Consider the following 20,429-nt stretch of genomic DNA (forward strand, 5'->3'; position numbering starts at 1 on the left):
AAAAGGGTTTTTCTACCTGCTCAAAAAATCAATAGCCTTTTTATATTTCTTCAATCTTTCCCTATCCTTTTCAGTAATAGAAGACAATCTCGATAAATCTGAATTATGCTTCAAATCTGCTAATTTGACAACACGTGCTAGAGAATTAGATTTTACATTTTCCAGATATGTTTGATAGTCTTGCCCCTTTTTATTTGACAAAATCTGAACGGCAGTAACTACTGTTTCTGGCAAACCAGCTTGTAATAGTTCTTCAGCCGTATAATGACTGTCTTCAATAACATCATGTAGTAAAGCCACTGCTTTTCCTTCTTCAGTAGCAACTTGGCTTGCTACATAGATTGGATGTTCTATATAATCTACTCCTGCCTTAACCAGTTGCCCTTCATGAGCTTGCCTAGCAATAGACAAGGCTAAATCCACCATGGATTGTTCTGCAGTATTCATCCAAAACTCCTCCTATCATTATTGAGTTATTACTTTATTCTAACAACTTCAACTTAAAAAGAGCTTGATCAATAACCAAGCTCTTTTATCAATCTATCTTATTGCAAGACAAGTGACGCAGCACCAATCACTCCAGCGTCGTTTCCTAGAGTGGCAAGAGCCAATTTAGTGGTTGTACGAACTTGTGGGAAGGTATTTTCATCATAAACCTTTTGTACACCTTGGAGAAGGAATTCTCCCGCAGCTGATACACCACCACCGATAACGATTGTTGATGGGTTTAGGATTGAACCGATGTTGGCACATGCAATTCCCAAGTAACGTGAGAAGTTACGGTAAACGATCAAGGCAAGGTCGTCTCCTTCTTTTGCCAAATCAAAGACAGTTTTAGCAGTTACTTCTTCTCCATCATCAATCAAGCGTTTCAACTCTGCATCGCCTTCATATTCATCTGCATAACGACGAGTCAAGTTAACAATACCTGTTGCTGAAGCTACTGTCTCAAGACAGCCTTTTTTACCACACGTACATGCGATTGGTTGATCAAAGTCAACTGTGATGTGTCCAAGTTCACCTGCAGCACCAGCAACACCGTGAAGTAATTTTCCTTCTGCCACGATACCGCCACCAACACCTGTACCAAGTGTCATAAAGACAACGTCTGGTTGGTTTTCACCAGCACCCATCCAACGCTCACCAAGAGCTGCCACGTTAGCGTCATTGTCGATGAAGAATGGAATACCCAAGGCTTTTTCCATTTTTTCTTTGATTGGTTGAAGAGTTTTCCAGTTCAAGTTGTAGGCACCGATAACAGTCCCTTTTTCACGGTCAACCACACCAGGTGATCCCATACCAATTCCACGGAAATCTTCAGCAGACAATCCAAGCAAGCCCAAACGGTGTTGGATAGTTTCAATCATATCGTCTACGATATGGCTTCCTTCATCCAAAATGTTAGTCTTGATAGACCATTTTTCTTGGATTTCTCCTTCTTGCGTTAAAATAGCGAACTTGATAGAAGTTCCACCAAGGTCAATCCCAATAATCTTTTGACTCATCGTCTTCTCCTTATCCTTAATTGAAAAAGCTTACAGTACTAGTATAACAAAATCTGCCATTCAGTGCAAAGGTTTGCATTACTTTTCCAAACTTTTTTCTGTTCTATGGTTTCCACAAACCAGAAGCATCTACATAATAGCGTCCACCATCCACTCGCTCATTTTTTGCCATTTTACCATCTGATTTGAGGTAGTAGTTTCCTTGCCATGCATTACGAGCATAAGATCCATCTGATTTTAAATAGTACCAAGATTGGTAAGAAGAATCATAAACCCATTCACTCTGAGCCATTTTACCATTTGACTTGAGGTAGTATGCACCTTGCCAAGCATTATGAGCATAAGAACCATCTGATTTGAGGTAATACCAGGCTTTGTAGTAAGAATCATAAATCCATTCACTCTGAGCCATCTTACCATCTGATTTGAGATAGTAACTTCCTTGCCATGTATTGCGGGCATAGGAACCATCTGATTTGAGGTAATACCAAGCTTGGTAATAGTTATCGTATACCCACTCATTCTCAGCCATTCTTCCATCTGATTTGAGGTAGTATGCACCCTGCCAAGTATTTGTTGCTGGTTTCCCATTTGCAGAAAAATAGTACCAAGATCCATTTTGACGAACCCAACCACTTACAACTTCTGTACTAGGAGCAGGTACTGCACTATTTGGTGCTACATTGGTGTTAGCTTGAGATGTACTCGTCTTTTTCTCTTTTAAAACTCCCTTAGGCGCATTCTTCGATTCACAAGCGATTCCATCATGATCCTTATCCAGAGTAGCAGAATAACCTGGTTCTCCCTTATGAATATCTGCATATCCATTCTCCCAAGCTTCCTTACAGCTCGAAAAATGGATACTTTCATCTGCCACAACAGGTTGTAAAAACAAAGCTAGGGCAGGTAAAGAAGCTAAGCCTAGTTTTAATAAATGACGTTTGTTCATGATTTTCTCCTAAAATTATAATATCAATCTCAATATTATTTTATCAAACTTGTTTCAGCAATTCAAGAAAACTTCTGGTTAATTCTGCAAACTCTTTTGGTTTTGCCCTATTCAGGACATGAGGGCCGTCAGGGATGATCTGAAACTGAGAATCTGGCATCAGTTCATGAAGACCTTTCATTGAACTGAGATTTGGCTTATCCTGACTACCACAGATCAACAAGCTTGGATAGGGACAATCCCGTGCAATCTCTCTTAAATCAAGTATTTTTAATTCTTCGGAAACTCCAACCATAAGAGCCTTATCTGCCCCCTGCTTTTCATATATCCTCTTAGGAAGCAATTTAAATATCAGCAACTGAATGTAAAAAGGAATGTTACCTGCTAATTTCAGTGGACATCCTGACAAAACCAAGGCCTGAAGATTTTGTATCTCAGAACTTGAAAGCTCCAACGCAAGTGCAGCCCCTAAAGACAAACCGATTAAGACAAAAGGTTCAGTCTCCTCTGATAAGTGCTGATAAATGCGCTCTTTGGCTTCTTGATAAGTCCCAACTCCGGTAGGAAATAACTCTAGGGCTTCAGAGGGATAATCTGCCAGCAAATCCTGAACCTCTTTCCAACTATCTGCTGACTGTCCCAAACCGTGTAAAAATACGAGTTTCAATTAGTTCTCCTTTACTGACAATTCATACAAGCCTCTGACTGCATTGCAGCCATAGATGACTTCTGCTCGCATCAAATCTTCTATGGTCAAAACCTTCTCTTCTACCTGCCCGCTTTCAAGCAAGTGTTGACGATAAATCCCTGGTAAAAGACTTAGTTGACTTGGCGGTGTATAGAGTTTCCCATTCATTTTCAAAACCAGATTGCCAATAGAGGTTTCAAGCAATTTTCCATCAACAGTGTAATAGATGATTTCCTGCTCTCCCATTGTCAAATGTGGTCGGTGTGTCGTCTTAAAGTAGGTAAAGGCCTGCTGCAAATCAGCTTCTTGCAGACAAAGTTTAGCCTGACAGAAGCTATAACTAAGTGGTGTTAATACTTGTCGATCAATGTCTATTTCTCCAGACTTATTGAGACTGATTCGCAAACGATAGTCTTGATGGAGGTCACAAGCTTGACACTCTTCCTCTATCTTTTGTCTCAAGTCTTCTGCATCAAAAGGAAAGGTAAAGTAACGACTAGCCTTTTGCAATCTTTCTAGATGTTGATTTTCAAAGAGGATTTTTTTCTGGCTAATTTTCCCTGTCGTAATCAATTGAAAACGAGGCTGTTTTCGGTAAAGAACAGTAGCCTTTTGATGGACTTCGCGGTATTCTGACTCCCAAGTGCTATCCCATGTAATGCCTCCACCGACTCCATAGATGGCTTGCCCTCCATGCAGTTGAATGGTTCGAATGGCGACATTGAAAATTCGTCGTCCATTGGGAAGTAAGAGACCAACAGTTCCACAGTAGACTCCTCTAGCTTGTGGTTCCAAGTTCTTGATAATTTCCATGGTCGCGATCTTGGGAGCCCCTGTGATAGAGCCACATGGAAAGAGAGAACGGAAGATTTCTACTAGGTCAACATCCGGTTGTAACTGACTCTTGATGGTCGAAGTCATCTGCCAAACCGTTGAATACTGTTCCACCTGACATAAACGTTCCACATGCTCACTTCCCACCTCAGACAGACGATTCATGTCATTGCGCAAGAGGTCCACAATCATCATATTCTCTGAGCGATTTTTGGGATCCTGTTCTAACCAAACTGCCTCTTTCAAGTCTTCTGCATCAGTCAGACCACGTTTAGTCGTCCCCTTCATAGGACGAGTGGTCAACTCACGCCCATTTTGCTCAAAAAAGAGTTCTGGACTCATGGAAATTACTGCCATGTCGTCGTGCTCTACGTAAGCATTATATCCCGCTTCCTGCTCTACAACCATACGATTGTAGATAGCAAAAGGATTGGCAGACAACTCCTGCTTGAGTTGAACAGTATAGTTGACCTGATAAGTATCCCCTTGTCGTAAATGATGGTGAATTTGCGCAATCGCCTTTTCATAGTCCTCTGCAGATGTTACTTCCTGCCAGTTTGATGGCAAAGCCACCTCCTCATAAGTCAGAGGAATGCTAGATTTTTCAACGCTGTCATGAATAGTGAAATAGAGGAGATACTCTCCTAACAAGGGACCCTCGTGAACCGCCAACTTCTCCTCAAAAGCAGGTGCTGCTTCATAACTAACATAACCAACTACATAATAGCCTTGCTTTTGGTAGCTTTCCACTTGAGCTAACAAGTCTGTTACTTCTGCTAAATCTCTGGTTTTTAACTCTTTGATAGGCTGGGTAAAGGTGTATCGCTCGCCCAAAGCCCTAAAATCAATCACTGTTTTTCTATGCATATCCTAAGTATACCATAAAAGCCAGACCCCAACAGGAGATCTGGCAATTTTATTCTTTGAGAATGATAAAGTAGATGTCACTTTCTAAGAAAATCTGAACATAGCATTCTCTTTTATCATACCGACTTTTTATCTATCCTTTGGGAAAGAGTTCGGATGAAAAGGCATCTGTCACCTGCAATAGTTTTTGGAAGACTTTTTTCTTCAGCGCTACTGTATAATTGGCAACTGAGCCTCCATACTTGAAGTTTCGGTAATCCGTTTCTACTGCTTGGTCAAACAAGTCTTGCAATTTCTCATAAGAATCAATTTGCTGACCATCAATTTCAAAACTATGAATTCCTCGTTTTGCCTTAGCAATAATAGCGTCAAACCAAGCCTTCTTCCATTCTTCCAAGTTCTGGAACTTGCCTTTCGAAACCTTCTGGATGATGAAATCATCTCCAAGGGTGTCATGCCCCTCGCTTAACGCCTCATCCTTGTACTTGTTAGAAGCATAACCTAGGAAACCATTTTCGTAGCCATAATAACCCCACATACGGAAGGCATTATGCTTGAAGGAGATGGCTCCTGGAGCTCCCTGACTTGTGTTTCCACCATAGATAGCATCCACCATTTTGACATTGACATAAGCTGTCTTGAGTTCTTCTGGTCGATAAGTTCCCTGATAATGCCTATTGGTAATGATGTTATGTTTGATTAGGTCATCCACAGAATTTAGCTGAGTTTTGGCTTCCTCATCCGTCAATGGACGAACATAGTCCCACTGGTTAGGAGCAAGGAGTTTATTATCTTGGTCCTGATGACGCATTTGCTTGGTCATCTTGCTAAACCAAGCCTTCTTCAAAGCCAGATCATTCTTAGCGAGAACTCGTTCTCCTTCCAGATAATCTAGAAGCATCAAGGCCTCGTTATAACCCTTCATGTAGTGGTCAATCTGCTGGCGTGTTTGCAACTTGGTTGGATCTGGATTGTACCATTGATCCCCATCATTTGGTCGTATATAAGCCATGTTGAGACCAAGAGCACCATACTCACCTTGATGCCCTTCCTCAGCTGGCGACTGGAGCATGCCCTGAGCATAGGCTTCTACATAGGTTCCTTCACGATGTTTGTAGCCACCCAGATAGACAATACGATCGTTGACGTGAGTTGTCTCATGGGTGTAGACAGACAAACCATACTCACTCATCATATCTATTTCTACAAAGTGAACAGCATCTCTGGCATTTATCTTGGGATAGATAGAGGCATAAGCTCCTAGTTTATTGTCCTTATAGTAGCGACCTGCTGGTCCAAATACTTCACGAATTGGCGCATAGTCTGCCATACCACTAGTATGTCCATAACGCTCTACCCAGCCACGTCCATCAACGCGATAGCCTTCCCAAACTGGTGTAGCTACATTAAAGTCACTCTTAACCATACGATCTTTGACATCATCAGCAGCAAGTCGATACCAAAAGTCCAAGTAAGTCAACTGACGGTCCGCTACTAGATCAATGTCAGCCTTCATCTGGTCTATGGTTTTGCCAGATTTATCAGCTGATCCGAAGGTAATGGTATTATAGTTGGAAATCAGGAACATCTGTGCCTTCTTCACATTCAACAAAGGCAGAATCATATTGCGATGCAACCAGTTATTCAGATTGTCATAAGCCCGATGCTTCCGATTTGCAATTTCTTGATTCTTCGAAGCTCGCTCTGCTATGTACACATGGCCCTTGGTGGCATTCACAAACCAGTCATTCATATCCTTGTCAGTCGTCAATAACTGTCTGTTGTAGTCTAAGAAGGCATGTAAATCTTCAGATTTTGTATCCTTGGCTAGGACTCTTGCAAAGGTTTCATGAGTCTGGTCGCCTTTTAGGTTGCTTTCTCTTGAACCGATTTCAATCAACCGATCTAAGATATCCACATTTTGGCCATAAAAATCTGGTTTAAAGAGCATGAGTTCTTTCAGATTGTAATCGGCAAATCGGATACCATAATAGCGATTGAGATAAGCAAGTCCCAGCATGATAGCAGACTGATGATCCTGAACTTTTTGCTTCAAGGAAGCCATGCTAGCAGGTGAATCGTTCCACTGATAGTCTAGATTGGTGAGTAACTTATCAACCAGAGTTCCCAGCTGCGCTTTGACTTCTGCAAAGCTTTCTTCTAGGTACCAATTCTTCACGGACTCAACCTTCTTATCAAGGCTAGTGGTTTGATCATCTAGGATTCGATAAATCCCATCAGACTGTAAGTCCACTGTTTTCAGGATAGATGTTAGCTCCTTGGCTAAGGCCGAACGTTCCTTAACTAGCATATCTGGAGTATACAGCACATCCAAGTCAGCAATCTTGTATTCCTTAACAGCAGTTAAGCCAGAATTTTGCGAGGTGATTGCAAACACATCCTTGGTCTGATCTGCATAATGAACCATGATATGATCTGCCGCTGACAGGTCCGTCACAAAATCTTGTCCCTTCATGGCAATAACAGAGACTACCTCTTTCTTGGCTAGATTGTGATCAAGATCTAGCTTGTTCCCTTGATTAACGATCCATTCTTTATTGTAGAAAGGCTGTAATTTTTCAAGGTTGCGATAGGCTTGATCATGGCGACTATCATAATCTTGAATATCCTGATAAGCGTACTCTTTTACACCAGCAATCGTAGGAGAATCAGCACTTGACTTAGCCAAGTAGTAGCTGTAGCCTTCTTCAAAGGTTTTCTGAGCATTACGTTGAATCAAGTCAGTTGCCTCAGCAGTCACTTTATAATACTCTTTGCCATCTATTCTCTCAGTTTGGATGGACTTGATGGCTAAACGGCTGGTCTTATGATCTTTAGAGCTGACCTTGAGATAGTAGTTTTCCAAATTCCTTGGTGCTTCCGCAAATTGTTGAATCTCAGTCTCTCTGCCATTGTTAACCTTGATAAGACTTGTTTCCTTGATATCTTTTATTTCCAGCTTTTTAAGCTCTAAACGAAGCTTTTTGTCCTCAAGCAGAGCGCTCTCCTCACCCTTACCACGATTAAAGACCATCTTTGTAGATATGGTGTAATCCGTGTAGAGTTTTAGATTGTCAACTGTTGCTTCCAGCTGTTCACTCGTCAAATCAAGAGTTTTATCCTCTAACCCCTTGGCTTTGATAGTGGCACTAATTTTTGAGACGGTAACGCCATCTGCCTTGTTCAAATTATAACTTAAGCGAGCTGAACGGCCCATCGAATTTCCAGTAATATTTGAAAGAGTTAGGACAGGTTCAGGTTTAATTTCTTCCTTTTCCTTACTACCACGGATGATAACCTGATCTTTAGCTTCTCTTAAAATCCGTGTTGTTTCTTTCGGCTCTGAAATACGTTTCCCATCTTTTTCCTCATAGCTGGTAACAATCTCTTTCTCACCATCTTGACCGACTTGCTCGATTCTTGTTTCACCGACAAGCATGTCTGGATCAATCTTTTCCCTAGTTTGTTTAGGAATCAACTCTTTTCGGACTTCAATATGTAAAGTCGGGTTTGTATCCTGAATCAGCGCTTCAGTAGCGTTCACACCGCCACTATAGCTAGGGAGGTCCTGTTTCAAAGTTTCAACTGGAACTGCACCACCTTCATAGTCTTGTAAGGTTTCAGCTACTGCTCCTTGGCCATTAACACCACCTTCAAATGTTGGTTTAGACGGTTCAACCAAGGATTCGCCTGATACACCACCTGCGAACTCAGGGAGCTCCTGTTTCAAAGTAGCAACGGGAACTGCACCACCTTCATAATCTGGTAAGACTTCAACTACTGTACCTGGACCATTGACGCCGCCCTCAAATGTTGGTTTTGTTGGCTCAACTAAGGATTCGCCTGATACGCCACCTGTAAACTCTGGTTTGTCATGGATTTCTGGAATGCCACTTTGACTGCTAAATTCTTGTTTATACTCAGGCAAAGCTTCAGCTACTGTACCTGGGCCATTGACTCCACCTTCAAATGCTGGTTTTGTTGGCTCGACTAAAGATTCACCTGATACTCCACCTGTGAACTCTGGGATTTCCTGTTTCAGAGTATCAACTGGAACTGCGCCGCCTTCATAACCTGGCAAGACTTCAGCTACTGCTTCTGGGCCATTGACTCCACCTTCAAATGCTGGTTTAGACGGTTCAACTAAAGATTCGCCGGATACACCGCCTGTGAAGTCTGGGTGCTCCTGTTTCAGAGTATCAACTGGAACTGCACTACCTTCATACTCTGGCAAGGCTTCAGCTACTGTACCTGGGCCATTGACTCCACCTTCAAATGTTGGTTTTGACGGCTCAACCAAGGAGTCACCTGATACGCCACCTGTAAACTCTGGTTTGTCATGGATTTCTGGGATGCCACTTTGACTGCTAAATTCTTGTTTATACTCAGGCAAGGCTTCAGCTACTGCTCCTGGACCATTGACTCCACCTTCAAACGATGGTTTTGTTGGCTCAACTAAGGATTCGCCGGATACACCGCCTGTGAAGTCTGGTTTGTCGTGGACTTCTGGCACGCCACTTTGACTAGTCAATTCTGGGGTATACTCTGGCAAGGATTCAGCTACTGTACCTGGGCCATTGACTCCACCTTCAAATGTTGGTTTAGTTGACTCGACTAAGGATTCGCCGGAAACACCACCTGTGAATTCGGGAATTTCATGAACAGCTGCTTGATTTACTGGTTTTGCAGGAATTTCTGAATTTTCACTAGATGTTAGATCTTGCCCTGTTCCTCTTAAATCTGACTCTAATAAATAGCCAATATAGTCATAGCCTTTAATGTCAATAATCCCTTGAGAGAAACCATCTGCAGACACAAGGGTTTTAGTCTGATCATAAGCTAGCAAGTCCTTGTGTCCAAAAGCAAATACTTGATAAGGTAGTAATAAACTCTTACCTACAGAAGCAATCAATAACACTCCAACTATCTTAGAAGGTTTTTTCTTTGAAAATAGGAAAACCACCAAACTAGCAGTCAAAAGACCAACACCAGCCAAGGGGAAGCTGATAGATCCAGTTTGAGGTAAGACGGCTTGTCCCTGCTTGCGATAAACTAGATAATAGTTATCTTGGCTCAAATCTTGTGGCAATTCATGATGAATGAGTTCACGTTCAGCAGCTGTCAACTCCGATTCTGCTAAGTAATGAAAGGAAACTTGCTTGGTTTCATCAGCCTGAACCAGTTTCGGTTCAAGTGTTCCTCCAATGAAGGCAAGTCCAATCAATACCGAGCCCACTCCCATGCTCAGTTTACGAATGGCAAATTTTTGTAGCTTTTTTCTATCTTCCATGTCAGCTTTGTTCTTGTCCTTAAAGACATCTCCTTTATTCCGTTTTCATAATTTTATTATAATATTTTGTTGATTTTTTTACAAAATATTTTCGAGATAAATCGAACATTTCTAATTTGGTACATATTCCAATAAATCATCTGGCTAGCGACCTAGTTATTAGTAGATAGCTTCAGGCATTGAAAAACGGATGGCTTTCACCTTACTTGTTTTCAAAATCAAGAATTTTCAGGAGTGATCCCAACACGTTCGATTAAATTGCCCAACCGCTTCTAAAATCCAAATTCTACACTTCTTATGAATTAAAATATATTTCTAGTAAACACTTTTTAATCATCTCAAGATTACTCAACATAATCCAACAAATAGCCATAGCCCTTTTCTTCCATTTGATCCTTAGGAATAAAGCGAATGGACAGACTATTGATACAATAGCGTAGACCTCCCTTGTCCTGAGGTCCATCTGTAAAGACATGTCCTAGGTGAGAATTCCCTGTTCGACTTCTGACTTCCGTTCTGACCATATTGTATGACTTGTCTTCCTTATAGGTCGCAACATCTGGACTGATCGGCTGAGTAAAGCTTGGCCAACCACAACCCGATTCAAATTTATCTTTCGAAGAAAAGAGAGGTTCGCCAGTCGCAACATCCACATAAAGACCTGCTTCAAATTTATCCCAGTAACGATTTGAAAAGGCACGTTCTGTTTGACCATTTTGAGTCACGGCATACTCCTCTGGAGACAAAAGTTTTTTCAATTCATCGTCGCTCGGTTTTGGATATTGACTTGCATCAATAACAGGATAGGCTGCTTGATTGACATTGATATGACAATATCCATTAGGGTTTTTCTGGAGATAGTCTTGGTGGTAGTCCTCAGCCACAATAAAGTTTCTTAAGGCTTCCTTTTCAACCGCTAGAGGTTGGTCGTAATTCTTAGAAACTTGGTCAAAAACTTGATTGATGACTTCTAAATCTTTCTCATCTGTATAGTAGACTCCTGTTCTGTACTGAGTTCCCACATCATTTCCCTGCTTATTTTTACTAGTTGGATTGATAATGCGGAAATAATGGAGCAAGATCTCTTTTAGAGAGATTTGATTGGCATCATAGGTCACATGAACAGTCTCAGCATGCCCAGTTTGGCCGATCAATTCATACTGGGTTGTTTCTCCTCTACCATTTGCATAGCCAGAAACAGCATCTGTCACACCTGCTACTCGTGAAAAATATTCTTCGACTCCCCAGAAACAACCTCCAGCTAGATAGATTTCATGCAAGTCCGCATCTTTACCTAGCTCAGTTTTTTTCTTGGCCTTTTGTCCTTGACTAACTGCTGCCTTCTCGATTTGAGTGGTATCTGTGTAGCTTGCGCTCCTTTTTTCTAAAAGAAATAAAAATCCAATAATAATGCAAATGATGATTCCTATGAATACAATTATTTTTAATTTATCATTCATGATGAGCCTCTAATCTATGCTTTTTAGCGTCTGTAAAATAGTTTCTTTGTCCATAAAACCTGGCTGGGTTTTGACTAGTTTGCCTTCTTTATCGATAAAGGCCTGAGTCGGATAAGAACGAACTCCGTAACTCGCTAAAAGTTGTCCCGAAGGATCTAGCAATACTGGTAAATCTTTATAGTCCAAGCCCTGATACCATTTTTTAAAGGATTCTTCTGACTGCTCTCCTTTTTGACCAGGAGAAACCACTGTCAAGATGACATAGTCATCACTTGCTTCTTTTGCAAGTTCATCTGTATCAGGAAGACTGGCTAGACAAATAGAACACCAGGAAGCCCAAAATTTGAGATAGACTTTTTTACCTTTGTAATCAGATAGATGATAGGTTTTCCCATCAACTCCCGTGAGTTCAAAGTCTGTAACTGCTTCTCCTTTTTTTGCTACCTGAGAGCTAACTTGCGCTTGTTTGTCTGCATTTTGCTTGTCAGTTTCGCTTGTTGTCTGATTTTTACAAGCTGATAGACAAAACAAACTAGTGCAGACCAATACAGTTGCTTGCCATTTTTTCATCTTCATCACCTTTCTCGTTTATCATATGAATATAGATATCGACTTTGTAGTTCTATTATATACCTACCTTACTAAAAATACTTAGAATCTGTTTGGAAAATCAATAATCTTCTTGATTACAAAAAACTCCCACCTGCTAAGCAGATGAGAGTTTTGGATTATTTAAAGATAGAAGTTTTAAAGCTATCTGTTTGTTGAAGAAGTTTCTTATAAACAGCTTCCTTAAGTTTGGTTACATTATTTGTAGACACAGACTTATTACCATTCTTCTCTGTTTTTAAGGTTGCAGCATCCTTAGCAGCAGCTTCCTTGAATAAACGAAGAAGATCACTGTAAGATGAAATGTTAGTTCCATTTACTTCAAAGGTTGTCAAACCATTTGTAGCCTTGTCTTTCACTTCTTTATAGTAAGCTTTCTTCCAATCTTCAAGATTATTGAATTTTCCTTCAGAAATCTTACTGATAATAAAGTCGTCACCTAGGGTGTTCTTACCTGCCGCCTTAGCCTCTTGTTTATACTTATTAGTAGCATAACCTAGGAAGCCTTTTTCATAGCCGTAGTAACCCCATAATCTGAATGTATTATGTTTAAATGACATTCCTCCAGGAGCACCTTCACTTGTGTTACCACCATAGATACCTGTCATCATAGGAACGTTGACATATGCAGAACTAAAGTCATCTGGTTTATAGATACCATTTCCTGGTCCACGGTTAGTCATAAAGTTGTTATCTACTAGGTCGTTCACGGAATGAAGTTGAATAGCTTTTTCAGTATCATTTAGAGCACGAACATTGTCGTATTGGTTCTTAGAGTTTCCTCTCATTTGCTTATCAACTTTCTTGAACCAAGCATTATTCAATTCTTGACTATTTTGTCCAAGAACTGCATCAGCCTCAAGATTGTCTAACATCATCAAAGTATCGTTATAACCTTTCATGTAGTTATCGATAGCTTCACGTGATTTAAGATCATTTGGATTCGTATTATACCATTGGTTACCATCGTTAGGTCTTTCAAATGCCATGTTTAATCCTAGAGCTCCATATTCACCTTGGTGGCCTTGTGTAGCAGGTGATTGAAGCATACCTTGAGCAAAGGCTTCAACATCTGTACCTTCACGGCGACCAAAATTACCGAAGTAAACAAGACGGTCATTTAAGTGTGTAGTCTCGTGTGTGAACGCAGAAGCTCCGTATTCGCTAATCATATTAGACATAACGAAAGTTACTTTAGCACGATTATCATTTGGATTATCGTAAATACTTGCATAAGCTCCAGCAACAGCTCCATTATCACCGTAGTATTCTCCTGCAGGTCCATAGATTTCACGGATTGGGGCATATACTTCCGTACTATTTTTGAATTGGCCATAGCGTTCAGGCCAGCCTGGCCAACCGTGACCCCAAACATAGAATCCTTCCCAAACTGGATAGACGATATCTTTGAACAATCTATTCTTCACATTATCCAAGGCCAATCGATGCCAGAAATCAAGATAATTAATCTGACGTTGTGCGGCTAAATCAATCTCCGGTTTAAGTTTTTCCAAAGTAGTATTGTACTTATTAGCTGTACCATAAGACATCGTATCGTAAGTAGAAATGAGGAACATTTCTGTCTTATCTAGATTCAACAAAGGTAGAATCATTTTTCTATGAAGACCACGAGTCAAATTGTCATAAGCACGATATTTATGTTCGCCAACTCCTGGATTTTGAGAAGCTTTTTCTACTACATAGACCTTATCCTTAGTCGCATCAATGAACCAATCATTCATATTATCGATATTAGTGAATAATCCTCTGTTGTAGTCTAAGAAACCATTTAAATCTCCAGATTTAGTGTATTTCGCTAGAACCTCACCGAAAGCATCGTATGTTCTTGAACCACTGATATTATTCTCTTTAGATCCAATTTCAATTAATCTATCAAGAACATCAACGTTTTTACCATAGAAATCAGGTTTGAATAACATTAATTCTTTAATATTAACATCACCAAATTTAACGCCGTAGTAACGATTTAAGTATGTTAAACCTAGCAATAGGGCAGCTTTATTTTTCTCAACTTTATCAAGAATCATTTGTTGAGCTGCAGGAGAATTATTAAGTTGATGATCTTCATTTTCAACCAATTTAGTTACTAATGTGTTTAAATTAGCTTTTACATAGTCGAAACTTTCTTCTAAGAATAGATTTTTAATCGCATTTACTCTATTTTGTCCTGTTCTGCCAAGTTTTTGGTAAATTGGATCAGATTGAAGCTCGATAGGGTTTAAGATATTTACGATACCGTTAATTAAAGCACTATGATCTTTTTGAACGATATTAGGTGTATATTTAATACCTAAGTCTGTTACAGTGTATTCTCTAACATTACTTAGACCCTCATCACTAGAAGATAGGTTGAAGTAATCTTTTGTTCCATCAGCATAGTGAACAATAATTTTGTTTGCAACACTTAGATCTGTTACAAAGTTATTATCATTCATTGGAGTAACAGAAATAACTTCTTTAGTATTTAACTTGTGGTTCTTATCTAGTTTATTAGCTTGATTAACGATAAAATCTTTGTTATAGAATGGTTGTATTTTTTCAATATTCTTATAAGCAAGTTTATAGTCTGGATTGTAGTCTTGAATAGACTCATAAGCTGCTTCACGGGTGCTTACATTGTTCAACTTGTTCAATTCATAAGGTTCACTTATGAATTTATCGGCTGTAATATTGTAACCAGCAACACGCTTATCAGCTTCTTCCTTAGTCAAATGTTTGAGTTTTTTAGGACTCTTGGTATCTTTACCAGTACCATCCTCAGCTGAGCTATAGCCAACTACGCCAAAAAGATCTTTAATATGTGGGCCACCATCTTCATCGTTAACATCGTTAGAACCAAATATTTCATGACCTTTGATTACTTTAGCATATGTTACGTTATCTTGTACAGCTCCGTATGGCCATGTTTTAGAGGCAATACCACCAACGTTTCTAGTATTTTTAACATCAAGGATACCCTTGGCAACAGAATTTGTTAATCTTGCTTTTGTACCTGATTTCCAACTATTTAGCATGTAAGTGACAAATGGCACTAGCATACTTGCATTTGCATTTTGCGCCGTAATAGTCGCATCTACATAGGCTCTATTGACAAAGCCCATATAGTTTGAACCAGCAATACCACCAACTGTCGAGTTATTTCCTACAGAGTTGATTTTACCAATAAAGGCGACATTTTCAACCTTACCATCTTCATCAATCTTATTGACAATACCTGCAACATCATTGTTACCAGTAACCGAACCAGTCACCTTAACATCTTCAATCAGACCTTTATTTTTAAGGTTAAATCCAACCGTCGCAATTTGATTTTGACCAGAACGATTAATATCTACATTTTCAAAGTTAATGTTCTTAATAGTCCCACCATTAATGACATTGAAGAGGGGATGTTCCAAATTATGGATAGCAAAACGTTTGTCACCATCACTCAATAGTTTACCAGTAAACTCCGAAGTAATGTAAGATTTACCTTGAGGAACAACGTTACGAGCACTCATACTTTGACCCAGTTTAAATTCACCAGCAGGATTTGCCTGAATGGCTTGGATCAATTCTCCAAAGTCGTAGAAAACACCATCCTGACTAGCTTTTGGTTTTTCAATATAGTAGGTATAAGTTTCATTAAAGCGATTATCGACATTACGTTGAACCAAGTTCTCCGCTACTGCTGTTACCTTGTAGACTTGTTTTCCATCAATTGTTGACTCTTCGATTTTTTGAACCGCTAGTAGATTGGTCTTATGGTCATTAGAGGTAACTTTCAGATAATAGTTTGACAAGTCGGTTGGCACTGAAGTCAGTCGAGTTTCATCCATTTCGATTTGATTTTCATATTTGATCAAATCCGTTCTTAGAATATCTTTAATCTCGATTTTCTTTAAATCCAGTCTTAGTGGTTCTTCCGTGAGAACTACTTCTTCATTCCCATTTCCACGATCGTAAACCATCTTGGTCGCAATCTTGTAGTCCTTGTAATACTTCAAGTTTGTAAGATTTGCAGTCAGGTCTCCTTCAGACATATTGACTGTTTGAAGGCTAGTGTCTCCATCTTTCAAAACAACTTCAAGAGATTTAATAGTTACACCTGTTGGTTTGACCAATCGGTAACGAGCCTTGGCACTACGCTCTAACTCTTCTTTATCAATTTGAGTAAGTGTCAACGTTGGCGCAGTCAGGATTTGATCACCTTTCTTGATGATACGATCTTGAACTGCTTCAACAACTTCCTCTGAAATCGTTGGAGCATCTGCAGTTTTCACGCCTTTAAGAGTCTTATAGACTTTGGTAATCTTTTTCTTACCGTTCTGACCAGCTTGAGCAACAACTTCTGTTCCCTTCGGAAGAGTGCTGTCTACTTCTGTTCTTGTCTCGAAAGGAATTTCTTCAAACGAAACTTCTTCAACTTGACCTTCAATAGCCTTGGTACCACGACTAATTTTTTCGTTTACTGGAGCCTTAACAGTTTCTGTACTTGTGCTGATTGGGTCCCCAACTTTTTGACCATTAACAGTTTTATAAACGCGGTGAATTAGCTGACTTCCTGCTTGACCGTTTTGAATCACTGTTTCTTCATCAGTGTAACGAGTATCATCAGCTACATACTCCTTTGTATATGGAACTTCTACAGTTTCAGTTTCCGTGATAGTTGCTTCAGCTACTGTATACTCTGGTAATTCTGGCTGAACTAGGGATTCACCTTCGTGACCTGCTTCTTGCGTGCCTTTGGCTGTAATCTCTCCGGTATAAGCTGGGGATTCTGGTTGAACCAAAGATTCGCCTTCATGACCTGCTTCTTGCGTGCCTTTGGCCGTAATCTCTCCAGTGTAGGCTGGCAACTCTGGCTGAACCAAGGATTCACCTTGGTGCCCCTCTTCTTGCGTGCCTTTTGCGCTAATCTCGCCGGTGTAGGCTGGGTTTTCTGGTTGAACTAAGGCTTCGCCTTCATGACCCTCTTCTTGAGTTCCTTTAGCACTAATCTCACCTGTGTAAGCTGGGGCTTCTGGTTGAACCAAAGATTCGCCTTCATGACCTGCTTCTTGGGTGCCTTTGGCACTAATCTCACCTGTATAAGCTGGGGCTTCTGGTTGAACCAAAGATTCGCCTTCATGACCTGCTTCTTGGGTGCCTTTGGCACTAATCTCACCTGTATAAGCTGGGGCTTCTGGTTGAACCAAAGATTCACCTTCATGGCCTGCTTCTTGCGTGCCTTTGGCTGTAATCTCTCCTGTGTAGGCTGGCAATTCTGGTTGAACCAAAGATTCGCCTTCATGACCCTCTTCTTGAGTTCCTTTAGCACTAATCTCACCTGTATAAGCTGGGGCTTCTGGCTGAACTAAGGACTCCCCTTCGTGACCTTCTTCTTGAGTACCTTTGGCTGTAAGCTCGCCGGTGTAGACTGGCAACTCTGGCTGAACCAAAGATTCGCCTTCGTGGCCTTCTTCTTGCGTGCCTTTGGCTGTAAGCTCGCCGGTGTAGGCTGGCAACTCTGGTTGAACCAAAGATTCGCCTTCGTGGCCTTCTTCTTGAGTTCCCTTAGCAGTCGTCATTTGCTCTGGTTGGTCTTGGAAGTCTGATGCTTTAAAGTAACCGACATATTCGTATCCTTCGATTTGAATGACACCTTTTGCCAAATCCTCTTGACTACTTGCTGCAATCGTTTGATTGTAGGACACTAAGATTTTATTCTCAAATGCTTGAGCTGACTGAGGGATAAAGTAACTACCACCTAGAGCTCCAATAAAGAGAATACCCAACATTTTATTGCGGTGTTTTTTAGACATCACCACAACAACCATAGACGCTGTTGCAAATCCAAGAGTTGCCAGTGCTAACTCCTTGCTTCCAGTGTTCGGTAATTGTTGAGAATTCACTTCCTTCTTTCTGTAAACAAGATAGACAACATCATCTTGTTTTAAATCCGAAGGGAGTTCGTGATGGATCAAAGCTTTTTCTGCTTCTGTCAATTCTTGTTCAGCCAAATAACGGTAATGAACTTGGTTGGGTGTTGCCACTTCGTTAGCTGAAACAGTTTCAACTAAAAAGTTATTTGCCCCCAAAAGAAATGTCCCGATAACCGCAGAACCGACACCAACCGAGAACTTCCGAATAGAGTATTTAATGACTCTCTCAAACTGCATTTTTCTAGTATTCATTTTATATCTTCCTAATATGATCTATTGGATATTGAGCACGCGCCCCTCCAATGAGTTTTGGTCGACTAGCAAGTGCCGTTACATGAGCCTGACCAATCTCTCTTAAGACTGGTCGAATGGGTACCTGAACATGTTTGATATGCATACCGATAGCTGTATCACCAATGTCTATACCAGCATCTGCCCTGATAAATTCGACCTCCACGGGATCCTTCATATAGCGGAAGGCGGCCAATTGACCAGAACCTCCTGCATGTAAGGTCGGGAGTACACTCACAATCTCCAACTGATGTTTTATAGCTACTTCTCGTTCAACAACTAAAGCCCGATTGACATGTTCACAACCTTGAACAGCCAGGTGAATTCCCTTAGCCGTCAACAGTTCCAACATAGTCTTGACAATAAGTTCACCGATTTCCTGACTCGAATCTTTTCCGATGTGTCCTCCCAGCACTTCACTCGAAGACAAACCCAAGACAAATAGTGCTCCCTCCTGTAAAGAAGCCTTGTCTAATACATCTTCAAGTATCTGCTGTGTTTCTGTTTGAATCCGTCTTTGGTCCATTTTTCACCTCGCTTTTTTTCATTCTATCATATCGTTTTTCATCAATTTTAGCAAGATTGGAAGGCATAGGAATACCATTTGCTAGGATTCAAAAACTATATGAGGGCTCTTTTTAAAAACTGATTCAAATTCATCTAGTTTCAAATGTAAGATAAAATTATACTTTGAAAACAAAAAAAATATAATAGTTTAGTAAAATCGTTGATGTAACAACATTTACACCTAAAAGATTTGTCAGTCAATTCGATTATAAACTACCGAAAAGCAACTTCTACCATTCTACCCCATTTCTTCTATTAAAGCTACTACTTTGCTTATTTTTTAGGCACTTTTTCTTCCTTGTAGCTTTAGATGATGATTCAGAAAATTTTCATGAAATTATGCTAGAACTTTAATTTTATCCTCAAATTATAATATGACAGTTTTTTGGATACAAACTGAATCCAAAATTTTAAAAACTAGATTTTACAAAAACAGAGAAGGGTAGCTTCTCTGTTTTTTTATAGATTAAACTTTTTGAAGTCCTTGAACAGCATCATGATTGATGAGTAGTTGCCCATATTCTTGTAGGACAGAACGACTGATATCACTATCATCCGCAAATTCGCGCATACGTGCCAACAACCAAGCTGGATAAAGGCTAGGTTGATCTTCTACATCAACTAAAACTGTCAGATAGTACTGGTCATTCATCTTGTAGAGTTCTGAAGTTTCCATTTGGTAGTCAACCGTTTTGGCAAAAGAAACCAAACTAGATAAATCGTCAAAACGTAAGATGTAGTAGATATAAGGCTCTCTTTTTCCTTCTTCTACTTCGAGGGCTTCGTCAAGCGCTGCTTCTTCTTCCTTTTCAACCTGCTCTAAAGATTGAATGGCTTCAATATCATCTTTAGTTTTTTCTGCCATGGTTTTCTCCAAGGTTTTTAAAAACTCATCTGGAGACATTTTAGCCAACTCATCCATATCAGGAAGATCTGCCAAATCGTCAAAATCTAAATTATGGTCGATCTTAGATTTTGTCACAAAAACATCAACCTTATCAGGCTTTGGAGTCACTCGGAAGCTAAGCATGCCCGTGTCCAAGAAACTGTCTGGCATTTCTAACTCATCCAAGATTGCGTAGAAAAATTCTTCTGTTTTCTCTTGTGGAACGAGAAAGTCTGCGATTTCCATTCCACGATCCATCAAATCTTCTAAAGACATGGTGATTTTTAAAGTCGTATCACTGATTTGTTTCATTTTCATAGTTCGTAACCTCATACTTTCAGTTCTATCTATTATACAAGATTTCAAAAATTTTATCAAAAAAAATGGCGTTGGGTTATCGATTACTATCTAGTATAGAATACTTATTACGCTATCACCCTCTTTATTATCAAAGATAAAACACTTCATTATGCACTTGACCTAGTTCGTGCAAGGATTAAAAGAGGATAAAGGTCTGTATCCCTCTCAAAAGTGTTCAGATTAAATATTATGCAACAAA

The 20,429-nt window shown here is 40.0% G+C and carries 11 protein-coding genes; all 11 read right to left on the reverse strand.

What is annotated here, in order from left to right; genetic code table 11:
* Positions 1-12: 12 nt before the first annotated feature.
* The 11 genes from PCY08_RS03390 to mecA all read right to left on the reverse strand — a co-directional run bounded on the left by PCY08_RS03390 (position 13) and on the right by mecA (position 20,188).
* On the reverse strand, positions 13-447 hold the full coding sequence (locus PCY08_RS03390; protein WP_301559422.1) for a GTP pyrophosphokinase: 435 nt from the start codon (positions 445-447) through the stop codon (positions 13-15).
* 98 nt (positions 448-545) lie between these two features.
* Positions 546-1,505, reverse strand: coding sequence for an ROK family glucokinase (locus PCY08_RS03395; protein WP_049508573.1), 960 nt, complete (start codon positions 1,503-1,505; stop codon positions 546-548).
* Positions 1,506-1,608: 103 nt separating this feature from the next.
* Positions 1,609-2,454: an excalibur calcium-binding domain-containing protein gene (locus PCY08_RS03400; RefSeq protein WP_301559423.1), complete on the reverse strand. Its 846-nt coding sequence runs from the start codon at positions 2,452-2,454 to the stop codon at positions 1,609-1,611.
* A gap of 43 nt (positions 2,455-2,497) precedes the next feature.
* Complete coding sequence (locus PCY08_RS03405; protein WP_301559424.1) at positions 2,498-3,121, reverse strand: alpha/beta hydrolase; 624 nt, start codon at positions 3,119-3,121, stop codon at positions 2,498-2,500.
* Positions 3,122-4,843 carry an aminodeoxychorismate synthase component I gene (gene pabB, locus PCY08_RS03410; protein WP_301559425.1) on the reverse strand — a complete coding sequence of 574 codons (1,722 nt, stop codon included), beginning with the start codon at positions 4,841-4,843 and terminating at the stop codon, positions 3,122-3,124.
* Positions 4,844-4,976: 133 nt separating this feature from the next.
* Entirely contained in the window at positions 4,977-10,133 is a 5,157-nt protein-coding gene (locus tag PCY08_RS03415; protein WP_301559426.1) for an SIALI-17 repeat-containing surface protein, read from the reverse strand.
* Positions 10,134-10,477: 344 nt separating this feature from the next.
* The gene (gene msrB, locus PCY08_RS03420; RefSeq protein ID WP_301559427.1) at positions 10,478-11,593 is read right to left on the reverse strand and encodes a peptide-methionine (R)-S-oxide reductase MsrB; all 1,116 of its coding nucleotides are present in this window, start codon (positions 11,591-11,593) and stop codon (positions 10,478-10,480) included.
* Positions 11,594-11,602: 9 nt separating this feature from the next.
* Positions 11,603-12,163, reverse strand: a complete 561-nt coding sequence (locus PCY08_RS03425; protein WP_301559428.1) for a TlpA disulfide reductase family protein — start codon at positions 12,161-12,163, stop codon at positions 11,603-11,605.
* A gap of 158 nt (positions 12,164-12,321) precedes the next feature.
* Positions 12,322-18,378: a ZmpA/ZmpB/ZmpC family metallo-endopeptidase gene (locus PCY08_RS03430; protein WP_301559429.1), complete on the reverse strand. Its 6,057-nt coding sequence runs from the start codon at positions 18,376-18,378 to the stop codon at positions 12,322-12,324.
* A 1-nt stretch (position 18,379) separates the two neighbouring features.
* Positions 18,380-18,943, reverse strand: coding sequence for a TIGR01440 family protein (locus PCY08_RS03435; RefSeq protein ID WP_301559430.1), 564 nt, complete (start codon positions 18,941-18,943; stop codon positions 18,380-18,382).
* A 507-nt stretch (positions 18,944-19,450) separates the two neighbouring features.
* Positions 19,451-20,188, reverse strand: coding sequence for an adaptor protein MecA (gene mecA / locus PCY08_RS03440; protein WP_301559479.1), 738 nt, complete (start codon positions 20,186-20,188; stop codon positions 19,451-19,453).
* Positions 20,189-20,429 lie beyond the last annotated feature (241 nt).

It is taken from the genome of Streptococcus sp. SO4 (assembly GCF_030440055.1).
In the GTDB taxonomy this organism is placed as follows: domain Bacteria; phylum Bacillota; class Bacilli; order Lactobacillales; family Streptococcaceae; genus Streptococcus; species Streptococcus nidrosiense.

Bases quoted from the DNA above. Each gene is read 5' to 3' on its own strand.
- PCY08_RS03390 (WP_301559422.1), bottom strand. From the start codon at position 447: ATGAATACTGCAGAACAATCCATGGTGGATTTAGCCTTGTCTATTGCT.
- PCY08_RS03395 (WP_049508573.1), bottom strand. From the start codon at position 1,505: ATGAGTCAAAAGATTATTGGGATTGACCTTGGTGGAACTTCTATCAAG.
- PCY08_RS03400 (WP_301559423.1), bottom strand. From the start codon at position 2,454: ATGAACAAACGTCATTTATTAAAACTAGGCTTAGCTTCTTTACCTGCC.
- pabB (WP_301559425.1), bottom strand. From the start codon at position 4,843: ATGCATAGAAAAACAGTGATTGATTTTAGGGCTTTGGGCGAGCGATAC.
- PCY08_RS03415 (WP_301559426.1), bottom strand. From the start codon at position 10,133: ATGGAAGATAGAAAAAAGCTACAAAAATTTGCCATTCGTAAACTGAGC.
- msrB (WP_301559427.1), bottom strand. From the start codon at position 11,593: ATGAATGATAAATTAAAAATAATTGTATTCATAGGAATCATCATTTGC.
- PCY08_RS03425 (WP_301559428.1), bottom strand. From the start codon at position 12,163: ATGAAAAAATGGCAAGCAACTGTATTGGTCTGCACTAGTTTGTTTTGT.
- PCY08_RS03430 (WP_301559429.1), bottom strand. From the start codon at position 18,378: ATGAATACTAGAAAAATGCAGTTTGAGAGAGTCATTAAATACTCTATT.
- PCY08_RS03435 (WP_301559430.1), bottom strand. From the start codon at position 18,943: ATGGACCAAAGACGGATTCAAACAGAAACACAGCAGATACTTGAAGAT.
- mecA (WP_301559479.1), bottom strand. From the start codon at position 20,188: ATGAAAATGAAACAAATCAGTGATACGACTTTAAAAATCACCATGTCT.